General features: G+C 44.2%; 14 protein-coding genes. All 14 read left to right on the forward strand.

What is annotated here, in order from left to right; translation table 11 throughout:
• Positions 1–22 precede the first annotated feature (22 nt).
• The 14 genes from AB4Z45_RS09280 to AB4Z45_RS09345 all read left to right on the forward strand — a co-directional run bounded on the left by AB4Z45_RS09280 (position 23) and on the right by AB4Z45_RS09345 (position 18,985).
• Complete coding sequence (locus AB4Z45_RS09280) at positions 23–1,996, forward strand: glycoside hydrolase family 127 protein (protein ID WP_441908871.1); 1,974 nt, start codon at positions 23–25, stop codon at positions 1,994–1,996.
• A gap of 248 nt (positions 1,997–2,244) precedes the next feature.
• Positions 2,245–3,039 (forward strand): Nif3-like dinuclear metal center hexameric protein, encoded by a 795-nt coding sequence (locus AB4Z45_RS09285; protein WP_441908872.1) that lies wholly within the window; start codon positions 2,245–2,247, stop codon positions 3,037–3,039.
• Between the two features lie 23 nt (positions 3,040–3,062).
• Entirely contained in the window at positions 3,063–4,643 is a 1,581-nt protein-coding gene (locus tag AB4Z45_RS09290) for a response regulator (protein WP_441908873.1), read from the forward strand.
• 47 nt (positions 4,644–4,690) lie between these two features.
• Entirely contained in the window at positions 4,691–6,466 is a 1,776-nt protein-coding gene (locus tag AB4Z45_RS09295) for a sensor histidine kinase (RefSeq protein ID WP_441908874.1), read from the forward strand.
• 160 nt (positions 6,467–6,626) lie between these two features.
• Positions 6,627–8,306 carry an ABC transporter substrate-binding protein gene (locus tag AB4Z45_RS09300; RefSeq protein WP_441909084.1) on the forward strand — a complete coding sequence of 560 codons (1,680 nt, stop codon included), beginning with the start codon at positions 6,627–6,629 and terminating at the stop codon, positions 8,304–8,306.
• Positions 8,307–8,498: 192 nt separating this feature from the next.
• Entirely contained in the window at positions 8,499–9,473 is a 975-nt protein-coding gene (locus AB4Z45_RS09305; protein WP_441908875.1) for an ABC transporter permease, read from the forward strand.
• 15 nt (positions 9,474–9,488) lie between these two features.
• Positions 9,489–10,433: a carbohydrate ABC transporter permease gene (locus AB4Z45_RS09310; RefSeq protein ID WP_441908876.1), complete on the forward strand. Its 945-nt coding sequence runs from the start codon at positions 9,489–9,491 to the stop codon at positions 10,431–10,433.
• 18 nt (positions 10,434–10,451) lie between these two features.
• Positions 10,452–11,471, forward strand: a complete 1,020-nt coding sequence (locus AB4Z45_RS09315) for an endo-1,4-beta-xylanase (protein WP_441908877.1) — start codon at positions 10,452–10,454, stop codon at positions 11,469–11,471.
• Between the two features lie 28 nt (positions 11,472–11,499).
• Complete coding sequence (locus tag AB4Z45_RS09320) at positions 11,500–13,548, forward strand: alpha-glucuronidase family glycosyl hydrolase (RefSeq protein WP_441908878.1); 2,049 nt, start codon at positions 11,500–11,502, stop codon at positions 13,546–13,548.
• 433 nt (positions 13,549–13,981) lie between these two features.
• Positions 13,982–14,467, forward strand: coding sequence for a hypothetical protein (locus tag AB4Z45_RS09325; protein ID WP_441908879.1), 486 nt, complete (start codon positions 13,982–13,984; stop codon positions 14,465–14,467).
• A 32-nt stretch (positions 14,468–14,499) separates the two neighbouring features.
• Positions 14,500–15,279, forward strand: a complete 780-nt coding sequence (locus AB4Z45_RS09330) for an SDR family oxidoreductase (RefSeq protein ID WP_441908880.1) — start codon at positions 14,500–14,502, stop codon at positions 15,277–15,279.
• A 129-nt stretch (positions 15,280–15,408) separates the two neighbouring features.
• Positions 15,409–16,434 (forward strand): DUF2332 domain-containing protein, encoded by a 1,026-nt coding sequence (locus AB4Z45_RS09335; RefSeq protein ID WP_441908881.1) that lies wholly within the window; start codon positions 15,409–15,411, stop codon positions 16,432–16,434.
• Positions 16,435–16,506: 72 nt separating this feature from the next.
• Positions 16,507–17,640: a winged helix-turn-helix domain-containing protein gene (locus tag AB4Z45_RS09340; RefSeq protein WP_441908882.1), complete on the forward strand. Its 1,134-nt coding sequence runs from the start codon at positions 16,507–16,509 to the stop codon at positions 17,638–17,640.
• Between the two features lie 94 nt (positions 17,641–17,734).
• Complete coding sequence (locus AB4Z45_RS09345) at positions 17,735–18,985, forward strand: MFS transporter (protein ID WP_441908883.1); 1,251 nt, start codon at positions 17,735–17,737, stop codon at positions 18,983–18,985.
• The last annotated feature ends 29 nt before the right edge of the window (positions 18,986–19,014 follow it).

A 19,014-nucleotide genomic window follows, 5' to 3' on the forward strand; every position in this document is an offset into this window, starting at 1 on the left:
TTCGGAAGAGGGGTTTTAATAAATGGAGCAAACCGCAAGCAGGGACCATGCCAAACCCGTATCACTTAAGCAGATCAAAATTCAAGATTCATTTTGGAATTATTATATTAATCTAGTTAGGGATGTTGTTGTACCCTATCAATGGGATGCTATAAATGATCAAGTAGAGGGAGCCGAACGAAGCGGAGCGGTTCGTAATTTTAAAATTGCGGCAGGTTTAGAAAAAGGGGATTTTTACGGCTTCGTATTTCAAGATACCGATGTAGCCAAATGGCTGGAGGCGGTCGCTTATTTGCTTGAGACAAAGCCAGATACTGGCCTAGAGCAAATTGCTGACGAAATGATCGACATTATTGAAAAGGCGCAGCAGCCTGACGGTTATTTGAATACCTTCTATACGATTAAAGAGCCGGGCAAGAAGTGGACAAACTTGACGGAGTGCCATGAGCTTTATACCGCAGGCCATATGATCGAGGCTGGAGTAGCTTACTATAAAGCAACAGGCAAGAAGAAGCTGCTTGAAATTGTATGCCGCATCGCAGATGATATTGCTGTCGTGTTTGGTGATGGACCAGGTCAAATTGCAGGATATGACGGTCATCAAGAAATTGAGCTGGCGCTTGTGAAGTTATATGAAGCGACAGGTGATCGCAAATATTTGGAGCTAAGCAGCTACTTTATTGATAAACGCGGCCAGCAGCCCAGCTTCTTCGAAGCAGAGGCTGACCGCAGGGGCAGAACTTCGCATTGGAGCAATAATAAAATTCATATTGAAGCGGATTATTTCCAAGCGCATTTGCCTGTTCGTGAGCAAGAAACGGCGGTTGGCCATGCGGTACGTGTCGTTTATATGCTTGCGGGTATGGCGGATGTTGCACGCGAAACGGGCGACGAGTCTTTGCTTGAGGCATGCCGCAGATTGTGGGACAATATAGCCTCCAAGCAGATGTACATTACTGGCGGTATTGGATCTATGGCGCAGGGCGAAGCTTTTTCATTCGATTACGATCTGCCAAATGATACGGTATATTCAGAAACTTGTGCATCGATCGGCCTCATTTTCTTCGCTCATCGCATGCTTCAGCTCGAGCCTAACAGCCGCTATGCGGATGTTATGGAGCGTGCTTTGTACAATACCGTTATTGCAGGCATGTCGCGCGACGGCAGACATTTCTTCTACGTAAATCCGCTGGAGGTAACGCCGGATGTATGTGAAGGAAGAAACAAAAACTTTAACCATGTGAAGCCTGTCCGCCAAGAGTGGTTCGGCTGTGCCTGCTGTCCGCCGAATATTGCGCGCTTGCTTGCCTCGCTTGGCGAATATTTGTATTCCACAAAAGGTAATACCATTTATTCGCATTTGTATATCGGCGGAGAAATGGAGCTTTCATTAGGAGATACAAAAATCAAGCTTCATCAGCAATCCAATATGCCTTGGGCAGGGTCAGCACGTTTTGAGGTGACACTCGGCGAGCCGGCAGTATTCACTTTGGCGCTGCGTATACCAGACTGGTCTTCCAATGCAGCGGTACTCATAAACGGAGAAGCCTTTTCCCTTGCGAATCAAATCGTGGACGGCTATGCGCGAATTGAGCGGGAGTGGAAGTCCGGCGATGTTGTGGAGCTTGCACTCGATATGCCTATATTACGAGTAAGAAGCCATCCGCTAGTGAAGCAAAATGCTGGTAAGGTAGCGCTGCAGCGCGGACCGCTCGTCTATTGCCTAGAGGAGGCGGACAATGGGAAGCAGCTTCAGCAGCTGCTTCTGCCGCAGGATGCCAAGCTGGAGGAAACGTTTGAACAACATCTGATTGGCGGCATCCAAGTCATTAAGGCGCAGGCACTGAAGCTTCAATTCGAGGATTGGGGCACTCAGCTTTACCGCACCAACACAGATGCAGCTCTTGAGCAGACGGATGTTACGTTTATTCCCTATTACGCATGGGCGAATCGCGGCAAAGGCGAGATGGCGGTATGGGTGAAGGAACGTCTATAGGCCGTTAGCATTCCATCATTTTTGAACTGAAACGATCAAAATAATTTGGCGATTGCTTACCGAAATTAATTCGGAAGCAATCGCCTTTTTTGTATTGCAAAATATATAGTTTATAGGGTTGACACTATACTTTTTACATTGTGCAGTTTATTTTTTGAAATTACAATTTAATTAAATATGAATACGCTTTATTTCATCTTTTTATTCAATTACATGTCATAATAAATCTGAAGGGGTGCACCTATAAAATGATAAAAATACAAAATGTTGTGGATGGTTTATTGGCCCCTGTAACTCCAATTGCAGGCAGTGTGGATACGCTAAAGTTTGGAAATCCTCAAACGGAAGTCAAGGGCATTGTTGTTGCGTTTATGGCAACGCAGCAGGTGCTGGAAAGGTCAGTCGAAATGGGTGCGAACCTCATTATTACGCATGAAGGAACCTTCTTCAGCCACCATGATGCCAAGGAATCTACTTACGTGAATGATCCTATTTATAAGGCTAAAAGCCGATTCATTGAAGAATCAGGTTTGGCGATTTATCGCTTCCACGATTATTGGCATCGGTACGAGCCAGACGGCATTATGGAGGGGCTTATTCATGCCTTGGATTGGAATGATTATGTGACGGAGCATTTGCCCGCCGCATCAATCGTTGCCGTTCAACCGATGAAGCTCGAGCAAGTAATCGAGCATATCAAAAAAAAGCTGGGAATCCGTTATGTGCGTGCAGTAGGGGATTTATCCACGAGTTGCAGCCGGATTGGATTGTTGGCCGGCTACAGAGGCGGGGGGGACAACGCAATTCCTTTATTTGCAAACTATAAGCTGGACTTGATCATATACGGCGAAGGCCCGGAGTGGGAGACGCCAGAGTATGTAAGGGATGCCGTCCACCTAGGCAGGCACCAAGCACTGGTTGTTCTAGGACATTCCGAAAGCGAGCAGCCAGGTATGAAACTGCTGGCTGATCGGCTTCGCCATAAATATTCCACTATTCCTGTTCATTACTTGCCTGTAGATCCGGTTTTTAAAGTGGTCTAACCCCCAATAAGAGGAGGAATTTGATGCATTTACATCGTGCAATTCTGGTTGATGACGAACCATTTACCCGCAAAGGCTTAATGAAGCTTATCGATTGGGAAACCTGCGGCTTTCAGATTGTAGGGGAGGCTGACAATGGCGAGGATGCGCTTGAGCTGATCAAGCGTGTGCAGCCAGAGCTTGTCATAACGGATATTCGTATGCCGGTTATAGATGGGCTTGAGCTCATTCGATGCGTCATGCTGGAAAATATTGCAGTACCTTATTTTATTATCATAAGCGGCTACAATGACTTCAATTATGCCCAGCAAGCGATGCGTTATGGCGTTCATGACTTCGTTGTTAAACCGGTCGATGAGATTGAATTCGCCGCTACGTTGAGCAAATTAAAAGATAAATTAATACTGCAGCAAGAGGAACAGGCTAGAAATGAACGGCTTCTGGGCGGTGAAATGATTAAATCACTCATTCTTGGTGAAGCGAGCGAGGCGTCCATTGCAGAATGGGAGCAGCGTTTGAATCTGAGTAAAGCTGATCGTTTATATTATTTGCTTGCTGAGCTGAATGATAACTACAACTGGCATCCGTATGAGGAGAAAGTTTCCTACGCGCACTTCAAGGAGCTCGTTCAACAAGAGCTTACGCGTATAACTTCTGCAGATCAGCCAATTTGCTTAAATGAGCATCGCAATCGCATCGGGATTTTGCTGCCTAGTTATTTACTGGCAAGATGGGGTGGAGATATTGAGCGATTGTTAACGGCCTTTCGAGATGCGCTGGATGCACATTTGGGAAAAGGCGTATTTCTTTACGCAGGTTCTGCTGTTCAACATTTGTCGGAGATCCGAGAATCGTACAAGACCGCCAAGGAAGCCAGTTTATACAAATATATAAACGAGGACAATCGCATCGTTAGCTTCGATCAAAAAAAGCTGGAGAGGCTCAATTATATCGGGTTTGATCCTGCTGAATTTAATTTATTTATGGAGCAAATGGAAGAGCTGCAGCTGGAGGCAGTGAAAACAATTGTTGATAAATGGTTTATTGATTTTCGCGAGAAACGATATGCTCCAGAAGCGGTTAAAATGAACATTCAGCTATGCTTGATGGGAATTTTGAAAACGATCCGCAATATGGAGGGGGATGAAAACTCCTTGCATACACTGGCACCGCTCCTAAACTGGCATGATTCTAATTTATCGCTCGGTGAACTGAAAAAACTGTTTTATGCATTTATCGAAGAGAGTCAGCAAAGTATTGCAGAGCTTAGGAAGGAACAGCTGAAGAGTGATATTCAAAAAATTAAAAGCTATATTGAAGCTAATTATTCGCAAAATATCAGCTTGAAGAGCATTGCTGCGTTATTTTATGTCAATCCGGTCTATTTAGGCCAATTATTTAAAAAGACATACCGCGTCTATTTTAATGAATTTTTACTCCAGCTTAGGGTGAATGAGGCTAAAAAGCTGCTTAGACAATCGCGCACGATGCGCATATATGAGATTGCAGAGAAAATTGGCTTCAGCAATGCAGATTATTTTGTTACGCAATTCGAGAAGATCGAGCATATGACTCCTACAGAATACCGAAATAAGCTTTTGTAGGCGTAGTTACTTAAACCATCCGTTTGCACAAGAAAAGGAGAATATCCGTGAAGCTGAGCCTAAGTCTCAACAATGTTCGTCTGCGGAATAAGTTGCTCATCCTTTATATCTTTTCGGTGTTTCTTCCAATCGTATTAACCAACGTTATTTTTTATAATGTGACGACGGATAATGTGAGAAATCAACGGATGAAGGATATTACACGAGCAGTAGAACAGATCAACAACGAATTCCGCGCCGAAGTCGAGGATGCCGTGACCATTTCAGCTGTGTTTTATACCGATTACAACTTAAACGAAATTTTAGAAACGGACTATCAAGAGCCGGCTGCTTATGTTGAAGCTTATGATACGTATTTCCGGAGAATTTTGAATAGCTATACTCCTGTTTATGCCTCCATTCAAAGCATAAAAATTTTCGTAGAAAATCCTACGATGCTGCATTCAGGCGGCGTTGGTTATTTATCAAACGAAATTAAGCAGTCTGATTGGTATCAATTGCTGAAGGAAAGGAACAATTCTTACCCTATTTTCATCAGAACGCAGCAGGAGGATTTATATCTGAAAAGCGATGGCGCGGACAGGCGGAATACATTCAGCATTATCCGTGAAATGAATTATTTTGAATCCAAAAATAAATGGCAAAAGTATTTGAAAATTGATTTGAAAACGAGCACGATTGACCAAATATTTCGAAATCAAAACCTGCAGGGCAACATTTATTTAATTGATGATAAAGGTCATGTGGAGTATACGACAGACCCTGAGGTGGACTGGAGCGGAAAACCGGTATCGTTTGATGAATTGGTTTTTCCAAAGGATTCCATCCAATTTCCTTCAACGAATTCTTATGTGAGTTATTTGGAAAATTGGCGCATTGTAGGGACGATTTCGGAGGAAGAGGTGCTGAAGGACGTAAGACAGTCTAGAGAATTTGTTTTTGTGCTGGCCTGTTTAAATATTTTCATCCCAACGCTGATTATATTATGGATTTCACGTTCACTGCATGAGCGGTTGGTTCGTATTTTGCAGCATATGAAAAAAGTGAAGAACCAAAACTTCGATACGATTAAGCAGGGTGAATCCTTGGATGAAATCGGACAATTAACGAGCGAATTCAATCGGATGACGATACAAGTGAAAAGCTTGATTGATGATGTTTATATCGCGGACATTCAGACCAAAACATTAGAGCTCGAACGGAGGAAAGCGCAGCTGAATGCACTGCAAAGCCAAATCAATCCTCATTTTCTATTTAATGCGCTGGAAACGATTCGAATGCGAAGCTTGATTAAGGACGAGATGGAGACGGCCAAGATCATTCATAATATGGCGAAAATATTTAGAACCTCGCTCACTTGGGGCAAGGACCGCGTCATGGTTAGTGAGGAAATTGAATTTATATTGTGTTTCCTCGAAATTCAGAAATACCGCTTTGAAGATCGGATGAATTATCACATTCATGTAGATCCTTCTGCAAAAGAGTGCATGGTGCCCAAAATGATGTTTTTGCCTTTCGTAGAAAATGCCAGCATCCATGGAATTGAGCCTCTAAGACATGGAGGCAGCATTCAGGTGCAGGTTGAACGCGAGGCGGACACGTTAATTTTCTCGATCCGAGATAATGGAATTGGCATGAATGAACAAAAAGTAAAACAGTTTTATGGCTATTTGGAAAGCGACGAAGAGTTGGGCGAGAGAATTGGCGTTCAAAACGTTATTTACCGCTTGAAGCTGATTTATGGTGACCGTTTTCAACTATTAATTGAGAGTGAGCCTGGACAAGGCACATTTATTCGGGTTGCTGTTCCTGTAGAAATATGAGGTGCCCGTAAAAAGAATATCGTATATGTTTTTTAAAGTTTGAACTATAGTTTATTGGGTAAACAAAGTATTTTGAATTACTTATAATGAAAGTGCTTACAAAATAAGTTGCACTCGAAAGGGGCTGGGGAAAGTGAAAAAGAAAATATTATTGACTTGTATGACTGCCTTTATGATCTTTACTGCTGCATGCTCGAACAGCGGCAATGGCGGAGAAGCAAAGAAAGCAGACAGCACGAACACTCCAACCGAACAAGCTAAAGATGGGGAAGAAAAAAAGCCGGTTGAGAAAGTAACCTTCTCTTATTTCAACGGTGTAGCAGCGGCCAAGGATACGAACACCAATGAAACGACAATCGGCAAAATTTTAGAAGATCAAACGGGTGTAAACTTTAAAATCGAGCATTTGGTTGGCGATTTGAACACGAAGGTTGGAACGATGATCGCATCCAACGCTTATCCGGATGTTATGATTCCGGATGCTGCAATAGACAAAATTCTTGAAGCAGGTGCGTTTATTGCATTGGACGACCTAATTGAAGAACATGGTCCGAATATTAAGCGTGTATACGGTAAATATTTCAATCAAATGAAAGCAGCGGATGGTAAAATTTATTTCCTGCCGTTTTCAAATACGGTTGGCGAGTACATTCCAGATCCGAATATAAACCAAGGTGCTTTCTGGGTTCAAAGACGTGTTTTGAAAGAAGCCGGTTATCCGAAAATTACGACTCTTGATGCTTACATGGATTTAGTCAAAAATTTTGTAGACAAGCATAAAGACGAAGATTTGACGGGAATCGTTTCTTTGACGCATGACTGGAGATTTTTCGCTACAGCTAACCCGCCGAACCATTTGGCAGGTTACCCGAATGATGGAAACGTCATCGTGGATATGAACACATTTGAAGCAAAAACATATGCAGCAGATGACAACACGAAACGTTGGTTGCAGAAGCTGAATGATATGAATGCTGGCGGTTATTTCGATAAAGCATCTTTCGTAGACAATTACGATCAATATTTGGCGAAATTAACTTCGCATAAGGTAGTAGGTTTCTTTGATTACGGCTGGCAGTTTGCTAATGCGCAAAATGCGCTCAAGGACGCTGCTAAACAAGATCCAACACAGGATGATTTCGTATACTTCCCGCTTCCTGTTACTTTTGACGGTCAAAAGGATCAATATCTGGATCCTCCAGGCTTTGTTAAAAACCGTGGTATGGGTATTACTGTAAGCGCGAAAGACCCGGTTCGCATTATTCAATATTTGGATAATTTGTTGACAGACGAGAACCAAATTCTTCAAAAATGGGGCATTAAAGGGGAAACGTACGAAATAAACGATAAAGGCCGGATGTACCGTACAGCGGAACAAATCGCCAAAATTGATGAAGCTTTCAACGAAAAATTTGGATTTAAATATTATTCTTGGAACTGGCCGCTATACAACAACGGCTCGTCCCTGCCGGATGGAAACTCCGTAGCACCAGGAATGCAAGCAGAAGTATTTCAAATGAGCTTAACCAATGAAGATAAAACTATTCTCGAGAAGTATGGCGTGAAAACGTATTCGGAAATGTTCGCAGCACCGGACGATCGTCCATGGTACCCTGCTTGGGGCATTCCGAAGGAGCAAGGCTCTCCACAGCAAATTTGGGAAACGAAAAAAGATGAGCTTACGAAAAAATATTTCCCTAAGCTTGTCCTTGCAAAATCAGCAGACTTTGAAAAAGTATGGACTGAGTACACCAATGCATTTAGCAAGCTCGATACGGCTGCTTACGAGAAATGGACAACAGATGAAGTGAAGAAATTGATCGAAGCATCCAAGCAATAATATAGAAGGAACGGTGAAAGGCCGGCTTGCGCATGCAAAATGCCGGCCTTTCTTCAAATATAAGAATTTATAAGTTTATTAGCTTATAAAAGGCTTATATTTCTCCGTCAAAGCTGCTTCAGCGTCCAGAGGTCGCCGAAGACGTCTTTGCTTGCTATCCAGCATCATTCAGTCCGGAAGGAGAGATTCAAGATGGAACATAAGCCCGATATGTCATCGTCAAACCTGGTGCTGCCTAAGAAGCCGTCGGGACTGAAGAATTTTGCGAAAAAGCTCATTGAGCAGCGCGTGCTTGTTCTTATGTCTGTACCGTTTCTAGCGTGGTTGTTTATTTTTAAATATATGCCTCTATGGGGGTGGACGATCGCCTTCCAAGCTTATAAGCCAGCCAAAAGCTTCAGTGAGCAGAAATGGATTGGGTTTGATCATTTTAAATTTTTGTTCGAAGACGAACGGTTTATTCGTGTCTTGAGAAATACGTTGGCGATGAGCGGAATCAATCTGGTTCTCGGCTTCGTTACGGCAATAACTCTTGCATTGTTATTAAATGAGGTTCGCAAGGTTGCTTTCAAACGCATTGTTCAAACGGTCAGTTATTTGCCCCATTTCATTTCTTGGGTAGTTGCGGCAAGCATTATTCAAACAACGTTATCTCCAGATGGCATCATCAATCAAATGCTGCTTTGGACCGGCTTTGTGGAAAAAGGCGAGGAAATATTATTTCTCGGTATACCCGAGCAATTTTGGACCATTTTTGGAGCAAGCTCTGTATGGAAAGATGTAGGCTGGAATACAATCGTCTACCTAGCGGCAATGACGATGATTGACCCTGCGCAATATGAAGCAGCAGAGATGGATGGAGCAGGCCGAATTAAACGGATGTGGTATGTAACGCTTCCGGGTATCAAACCGGTTATTATCGTATTGCTCATTATGAATATCGGGTATTTGCTTGAATCGGGCTTCGAGCCGCAGTATTTGCTGGGGAACGGCATGAACGTCGATTTTTCCGAAAACCTTGACATATTTGTTCTTAAATACGGGATTGCGCAAGGCAACTACTCGCTATCGATTGCAGCGGGCATGTTTAAAACAATTATCAGCTTTATTTTATTGTTCGCAGCGAACAATCTTGCAAAACGTATGGGCGAGTCCAGACTGTTTTAAAGGGAGGGGTACAACATGAATCATTCGGCATCAGAAGCTGTGCCAAACAAACCAAGCCGCATCCGCTCATCACGCGGCGATCTCATATTTGATATTTGCAATTATATATTTCTTACCTTGCTGATGGTTGTTACTTTATATCCTTTCTTGAATACAGCCGCCGTATCACTTAACAATGCGACGGATTCGATTAAGGGCGGCATTTATTTACTGCCAAGGATATGGACGCTGGACAATTACGCCTATGTACTAAAAGAAGCAACGATATTCCATGCGACGCTGATTTCCATCCTTCGAACGGTGATTGGTACAATAGCTACTGTCTTTTGTTCAGCGATGGTGGCTTACACGATTACTCGACAAGAGTATGTGCTTAGGAAATTCGTTACAATTGCGTTCATCTTGACGATGTATTTTAACGGTGGGCTCATTCCAAACTTTTTATTGATTCGTGATTTGGGTTTGCTTGACAACTTCTGGGTATACATCTTCCCAGGTTTAATTGGTGTATTTAACTTAATCATTATTCGTTCCTTTATTGAAGGGCTGCCTGAGAGCATTTTGGAGTCTGCTAGAATAGACGGAGCCGGCGATTTTAAAATGTTTTACAGTATCGTCCTGCCGCTTTGCATTCCTGTACTCGCGACTGTAGCGCTTTTCTCAGCGGTGTATCAGTGGAACCAGTGGTTTGATGTGTTCTTGTACAATTCATCAAATATCGATCTCAGTACGCTGCAGTATGAGCTGCAAAAAATTCTTCAGAACTCCAATGCTTCCTTGACGACGAAGTCGGCAGCCGATGCTTTCTCAGGTGCGGCTAATTCAGGAGCTAATTCAGTGACCCCGGTTGCGGTTCGGGCAACGATGACAATTGTGGCTTCCTTGCCGATCATTATGGTGTATCCGTTTCTACAGAAATACTTTGTAAAAGGTATGACCGTAGGCGGCGTGAAAGGTTAATAGACAGGGGGAAATACGATGAGCAGCAATGCAGCTAGTTCTATTCCTAAGCTATATGAAGCATTCAAAGATTCATTTGATATAGGCGCAGCGGTCAATCCGCGCACGATTGTTCAGGCTCGCGATCTCATTGCCACACATTTTAACAGCTTGACTGCTGAGAATGAAATGAAATTTGTTAGCTTGCACCCTTCCGAAGCTACCTATACGTTCGAAGAAGCAGACAAAATTGTCGCATTTGCAAGAGAGCATGGGAAAAAAATGCGAGGGCATACACTGGTTTGGCATAATCAGACATCCGATTGGCTGTTTGAAGAAGCGGATGGAAGCCCGGTTAGCGGCGAGAAGCTTTTGGATCGATTGAAATCGCATATTCATACCGTTGTTGGCCGTTATAAAGATGATATTTATGCATGGGATGTCGTAAATGAAGTCATTTCTGACGAAGGCGCAGCTATGCTGCGTCCAACCAAATGGCTGGATATCGCCGGAGTGGACTATATAGCCAAAGCGTTTGAATTCACACATGAAGCAGATCCTAAAGCTCAGCTTTTCTACAATGATTATAATGAGTCGAACCCTCTGAAACGCGATAAAATCTATCAATTGGTTAAATCGCTGCTAGAGCAGGATGTCCCGATTCATGGCGTTGGCCTTCAAGCGCATTGGAGCTTATATAATCCTCATTTAGATGAAATAAGGGCTGCTATCGAGAAGTACGCTTCACTTGGCCTAAGACTGCAATTAACAGAGCTTGATATATCGATGTTCCGCCATGATGATGTACGAACCGACTTAGCAAAGCCTACTGAAGAAATGCTGGAGCTGCAGGAGAAACGATATGAGGCTGTCTTTCATTTGCTGACGGAATATCGCAATCATATTGATGCGGTTACGTTCTGGGGAGCGGCGGATGATTATACGTGGCTCAGTGATTTTCCTGTACGTGGACGGAAAAATTGGCCAATGCTATTTGATGAGAACCATGAGCCAAAAGGTTCGTTCTGGCGCGTCATGAAGCAGCACTCATCTCTCTGAGCCAGCTTACAAGGAGGCACGTTAATAAATGGACAGTCACACGTATAAGGCTTGGCTGAATCCTCAGCGGATAGAGGATTTGCATTTGAAAAAGGAGTATTCAGCTCTTTTTGGTCAGATCGTCTTTAGTGGCGTAGCGACCGGCGTTTTGGAAACGGCAATCAAAGAGCTGCAGCATGGTATTCATGCCTTAATCGGCATAATCCCGGCAGTAAAGGAGCGGGCTGAGCCTGCGACGGCTGGCTTTCTTCATATTATGGTGGACTCCGTATTGATGGATTCTGATAGATGGGAGCCGTCCAAAGCGGGATATATGATTCGGTACAGCTCTCAGCAAGGCCATGGCAACTTATCTCTTGTCGGCGGATCAGATACAGCCGTATTATATGGTGTGTTTCATTTGCTGCGTCTATTAGGCGCCGGTAAGCCAGTGAAAGAACTGAATGCTGAGGAATCTCCAGCCATGTCGCTTCGAATGATTAATCAGTGGGATAATGCTGACGGTTCGGTAGAGCGAGGGTATGCGGGACAGTCTATATTTTATCAAAACGGAGAAATAACGAGTGATTTTAATCGAATAAACGATTATGCGAGAATGCTCGCATCCGTTGGCCTCAATGCGATTTCTATCAATAATGTGAATGTTCATGAGGTTGAAACGATGTTCATCACAGAGGAAAAGCTTCCTGTTGTTGCGGTTATTGCAGACATTTTCCGCAGGTACGGAATTACGCTGTTTCTGAGTGTTAACTTTGCTGCTCCTCTGCAAATCGGAGGTCTGGCTACTGCGGATCCGCTGGATGCTGGTGTGCAGCAGTGGTGGAAGGAAACAGCTGAACGGATTTACGCGTTCATTCCTGACTTCGGTGGTTTTGTCGTGAAGGCAGATTCTGAGCATCGGCCCGGGCCATTTGCTTATGGACGCGACCATGCAGATGGAGCGAATATGCTGGCTGAAGCGCTGGAAGCTCACGATGGCATCGTCATTTGGCGCTGCTTCGTTTATGACTGCATGCAGGATTGGCGTGATCGGAAGATCGATCGAGCACGTGCTGCATTTGACCATTTTAAACCGCTCGATGGTCGTTTTCGGAGTAATGTCATTCTACAAATTAAGAATGGACCGATGGACTTTCAGGTTCGTGAGCCCGTATCCCCATTGTTTGGCGCGATGAAGAAAACGAACCAGATGATGGAGTTCCAGATCACTCAAGAATATACCGGCCAACAGAAGCATCTTTGCTATCTCGTCCCGCAGTGGAAGCAGGTAATGGATTTCGATACCTATGCGGAAGGTGCATCGACTGAAGTTAAGCGAGTGGTGGATGGCACATTGTACGGCATGAAATATAGCGGAATTGCAGCGGTGAGCAATATTGGGAATGAAGAGAGCTGGACAGGGCATATTCTCGCACAAGCCAATCTTTACGGATATGGCCGGCTGGTGTGGAACCCGGCTTTAACAGCCGAGGAGATTTCGCACGAGTGGATAGCCGCAACGTTTGGCAATGATGCTGAGATAGCTTTAGCAATCGGTGACATGCTGATGAAGTCGTGGCTGTTATATGAAAGCTATACGGCGCCGCTTGGCGTAGGCTGGATGATCACGCCTAACCATCATTTTGGTCCGGATGTCGATGGCTACGAGTATTCAAGATGGGGAACCTACCATTTTGCAGATCGTGACGGTATCGGCGTTGACCGAACGCAGGCGAGCGGAACAGGATATACCGCACAGTATAATGAACCAAACCGTTCGCAGTATGATAGTTTGGACACTTGTCCAGACGAGCTGCTGCTATTTTTCCACCATGTCCCTTATACCCATGTGCTCCATTCTGGCAAGACGGTCATTCAGCATATCTACGATACCCATTTTGAGGGTGCGGAGGAAGCCGATCAGATGTTGCGGGATTGGGCTGGTTTGGCCGATAAAATCGATGAAGCAAGGTTTGCGCATATCGCTGAGCGATTAGCCTTTCAAGCTGCTCATGCCAAACATTGGCGCGATGTGATCAATACGTATTTCTATCGTAAATCGGGCATTGCCGATGCGGCTGGTCGGAAAATATTTTAATTGGTTTACATGCGAGGTGGAGATTTGTCCACCTCGTTTTTTGTTTGACGGTGGAATAGAGAGTAGAGGGGCGGCTCCAATGGTGGGGGAGTAACTCATCGATGGGAGCGTTTAAGAGCATATAGGTTCTTAAAGCGGCGTGTCAGGCTTCGAATGCAGGCTGTAAGAACGTATACGTTCCTACATGCTCCAAAAGTAGGGGAGTAACTCATCAATGGGAGAGTTTAAGAGCATATAGGTTCTTAAAGTGGCGTGTCAGGCTTGGTTTGCGGGCTGTAAGAACGCATATGTTCCTATATGCTCCACAAAGCAGCCCTTTACCGTGTTGGTAGAGGGCTGTTTTTGTCTATAGATAAAACCTTTACAAATGATGAAAGCTTTGCAATCATAAAGTAATGGGATTTTATTGGAAATTGCGATGAGGAGTGAAGCTATGAATGTCATGAGAGGATCAGATTGGTTAGCTGCTGCAATGAAGTTAAGCGTAATATCTGCTTTTGTTGTATTGTTAAGCGCTTGCAGCAATACAGTTAAAGTCGAGCATATCGAGGCATTTAGCATAGAAATTTTTTCAGAGAAAAACAAAGATGGCTTTTATGAACAGGCAGGCTTTAAGAAGGTGAACTCTATTACTGCTTTGGCAGAAAATAAAAATTATACAAGCTCTGAAATCAAAATGGTCGTGGATTATTATGATCTGGATGGAAAATACGTTAAATCAGAAATCGTACATTCGAAATTCAGCAAGTCCCATATCACGATGGTTGAAGATGAAGATGATCGAAAAAAAGAGCTTCAGGAGCCATCAACCATTATCATCCCTGATGACAATTTACAAAATTTTCGATCCAGTGCTCTATCAGACGATGAGAAAAAGCAGATTAAACAACATGTATTAAATCTATTAGATAGATTATAAGTACAGGATAATCGAATATGGAGGAACTGCGAATGATTTCATTAAAAAATAAGATAGCTATCGTTACAGGAGCGAGCAGATCAACGGGAATTGGAACAGCGATTTGCCGTTCGCTTGCACGCTTAGGTGCAGACATTTTCTTTACGCATTGGCATGCTTTTGATGAAACGGAAGGCAATGGGGGAGAGAAGGACTGGCCTGAGCAGCTGTGTAAGGAATTAGAAGACTTAGGCGTGAGGGCAAGTCATATGGAAGCGGATTTTACCAATGTGGAAACACCTGCCCTTATAATGGAACAAGTAGAAAGGTCGTTAGGACACGCGACGATTTTAATTAACAATGCCACCTATTGCGTACCTTCCAATTACAAAAGCTTGAATATCAGTATATTGGACCAACATTATGCAGTTAATAACCGAGGGCCGATATTGTTAAGCACAGAGTTTGCGAGCAGATTTGAGAAAAACCAAGTTAAAGGGACATCGGGCAGAATTATTTTTATGGTTTCAAAAGGGCCCGATCCTAATAATTTGGCTTACATTGCAACAAAAGGCGCATTGATTGGGCTAATCGAGCCGCTATCTGTAGGGTTGGCTCCGCTTCAAATTACAGTGAATGGGTTTGATCCAGGCCCCACCGATTCTGGCTGGATGGATGAGCAGATGAAAGCTGGCTTTTTGCCAATGTTCCCTATGGGACGCATCGGTTTGCCGGAGGATGCAGCTAAAGCAATTAGCTTCTTGGCGAGTGACGAATCGCAGTGGATAACCGGGCAAGTCATAAAATCTGAAGGTGGTTTTTTAGGTAAATAGTTGATTTTGTCCTTTCTCATCCTACATACACATGATAAAAGAAATCTATATAGTTTATAAAATCATTGAAATATAATTTATCGATAGTCATGATACAATGCCGTTAAGTGGGAAAATGGAGGGATGGCATTGTTGAACAAACCTATTTTGACTGAGCAATTTATGATGTTCGCGACGAGGGAATGCAAAGGCTCAAGCCGTTTGTATGAACAGCTATCATTAGCCATTGCAGATGATGATGAAATGCTTCAGATGGCTTCTTATTGCAGAGAAGGCCAGCCAGTACCCAATCTTTTTTTTGCTGCGGTTCAGTACTTGCTTCGCAAAGAGAGCAGCCACGAACTGCAAAAGTTTTATGGCAGCTTAGTTAACGATCCGAGAGATGCAGCAGAGGCATTTCCTTTTTTTAAACACTTTTGCCTTCAGCATAAAAACAAAATTGTTCAACTGCTCCAAAGCAAGCTAGTACAAACGAATGAGGTTAGACGCTGTGCTTACTTGTATCCTGCTTTTTGTTATATGTATCAAAAAACGAACAAACCATTAGCAATCATTGAAATCGGCACAAGTGCGGGGCTGCAGCTTTTTTGGGATAAGTATAGTTATCAATACAACAATAGTGAAACCTATGGAAATATAGATGCTGAACTGGTACTGCACTCGGAAGTTCGTGGAGACATTGCCTTGCATCTCCTAAAACAAAGTCCGCCAGTGATTGCAAGGATAGGAATAGATTTGCACGTTAATAATCTGGAAGAGGAAGACGATTATCTTTGGTTAAAGTCGTTGATTTGGCCTGAGCATAATGAGCGGATTGTGAATTTTGACAAAGCAGCTTCTTTATTAAAAGGGCAGCAGATGGAGTTGTTTCAGGGGAATGGCGTGAAACGACTTGCAGAAATGGTTGCTAAAATAACGGAGGATTGTGTTATTGGTGTGTTTCACACCCATGTAGCGAACCAAATGACTCATGACGACAAAGTTGAATTAACAGACAGCATTAGGAGAATAGGGCAACAAAGAGATATATTTCACCTCTACAATAATATGTGGGACCCAAATCTTCATCTTGATTATTATTTGGAGGGCAAGGAGCAAAAGGAAACGTTAGCGGAAACAGATGGTCATGGCCGTTGGTTTCGGTGGATGCTTTGATCCTACACCGTTCATTGTGGATTTAACGAAAGAGCATAATTTCAGCGCGCAGGGATAGAGGTCGAGAGATTTATGAAATGGGATGCGGGTGCTTACACCATTGCATGGAAAGCACAAAAGATTGTACTGCTTCCGAAGGAATATGCGCTGCTGCATTTCATGTACAGCCATGCAGGGCAAACGCTGTCGCGCGAACAGCTGCTAGACAACGTCTGGCCAATGGAGGCGCCGGTAGATCGTACGGTAGATGATCACATTTACCGGCTGCGGCGCAAGCTTGCACATTGGTCGCCGACTATTCAGATCGATACGGTACGTGGACTCGGTTATCGACTGCTGCTGAAGCAGGAAGGCCTGAATGACAACCCTCTAATCGAGCTGCCTTCGTTTACGGAGGAGCTAAGCGGAATTGTCAGCACTTATTTGCGCTATGGAAGAGGAGATGCGCTCCTCATGCTGACTAGAAATGAGCAAGTATTAGGCTTTAAGGTGGATCCAACCTTAAAGCTTTTATTTCGCGTAATGGAAGGCGATGTACGTTTTATTGTGCGGGAGGAGGCGGGCTCATTTGCAGATCGTGCCTTCCTTTTGCTGTACTTAAATCAGTTTATTGACCCGCAGGACAACCGTGAGTATGTGGAGATCGTTCGCAGGCAACAGGTGCTGGCGCAGATATGGCAAAACGAGCTCGAAACGATGTCGATCATCAGCATGCTGATGGATTGGGGAGAGTTCGAGGCTGCCAAGGAAAAGCTGGATTTGCTTAAAGCAGAAGTGAAGCGAAATAATTGGGAAGGGCTCATCCCCTACACAGCTAATCTAGAGCTGGAATTTGTGCTGCGCGCTGAGCTATGGTCAGAAGTGAATTCGGCTGCAGAGGTTGTTGAGGCGAAGCTCAAACAGTTTCCTTATCAACGCGAGGAGGGGCATTACCTTGTTTTGAAGGGGATAGCGCTTTATCGTTCGAACAGAAAATCCGGCTTGTCCTTTATTGAACAGGGATTCTCGCTGCTGAAGCAGTCGCATTTTTTAGCCAATCTGTTAAACAGCTATCACACCCTTCTTATCATAACCAAGGTGCATGGCTGGGGAGCAGACCGGGATTACTTTGTAAAGGAATGGAGCCGGTTAACGGCACAGATTGGGCTGGATGATATTGCAAAACAGGTAAAGGAGCAGCTTCAAGCTGAGCTGAAACCTTACTAATAATTCTCTAGTAAATCTTTATTCATGCTCTGATATTGCTCTGATAATTGCCCGGTATTGTTTGATCTATCAACTCATACCGGAGGTTATCAAGATGGAAAATGCAAAAACGAATGATCCGATTTGGCGCCCGCTGCGGGCAAAAAGCTTCCGCCAGCTGTTTATTGGCCAGCTGTTGTCCGACCTTGCGAATTGGCTTGATTTTATAGCGCTTAGCGCATTAATTGTTTATGCATGGAATCACGGCTCTATGGCAGTTGCCGCTTTATCGATCTGTGTCGGTTTGCCTTATGTCATTGTGGGACCGTTGATGAGTGTGCGTCTAAGTTATATTTCTGGAAAAAGCTTGTTAATCGGATGCGATCTATTGCGATTTGTATTCGTGCTGGCGATGGCTTGGGCGCCGTCGCTTCCTATTCTCCTGCTATTGGTATTGCTTAAGCACAGCATGAGTGCTGTTTTTGATCCGGTTAGGCAAAGCGCTGTGAAACGAATCGTTGACCGGCATTTGCTGGCGCAGGCCTCTTCACTCAGCCAAATGTCTGTTAATTTGACGAAGGTGTTGGGACCTATGATAGGCGGAGCAATAACGGCATGGCTCGGAGCAACGGTTCCATTTATCATAAGCGCTATATTGTATGCACTGTCAGCTCTCATGCTCAGTTTTATCCCGTCTTGGAGAGGACAGAAGGAGCAAGCGGCAAAGCCATCCAGCGGATTAAGGGTTGCATGGGAGCATGTGATGCGCAGGCCGCTCCTAAGGGCGGTCATTCTATATGCTGCTTCTTTGTTTTTCCTTATCTTTTTGTATGATGGTTTGTTCGTTTTGCTGGCGAAGGAATCGGGAATGGCTGAGAATTTATTCGGACTGCTCATTGGCGCGGTTGGTGCAGGCAGTGTTGCCGGCGCTTTACTGGCAGGACAATGGAGCGGGTGGAAGCAGCGGCCGCTTACCCATATGACGAAAGCGGGTATCGTAACTGGATTTCTCGTTATTGCGGTAGGAATTAGCGGAATGGGCATATTCCAAGCGGAGCTCGCTTTGTGGCTGCCGTTATGTGCGGCGCTTGGCTTTTGCAGCGCACAAAGCGCGGTGCCGTTTGGCTATGTGCTGCAAATAGAGACGACGGATGAAACGGTTGGTCCTGTGTTTGCGTTAGCGAATGCTTTTCAGACGAGCTCTATGCTCATTGCACCGGTAATAGGGGCGATGATGGCTGCGTGGTGGAGTGTCGGCAGTGTATTCCTCGGTGTTGGGGTAGCTACAACAGGAGTAGCGGCTATTTGCCTTTTTTACAGTGAGATGAAGGTAAATAAGCAGCGGCTAGAGGAGAAAGCATTTTGAAAATATCCCGAACTTTCGTTGTCATTCCA

It is taken from the genome of Paenibacillus sp. MCAF9 (assembly GCF_052114265.1).
Lineage (GTDB): Bacteria > Bacillota > Bacilli > Paenibacillales > Paenibacillaceae > Pristimantibacillus.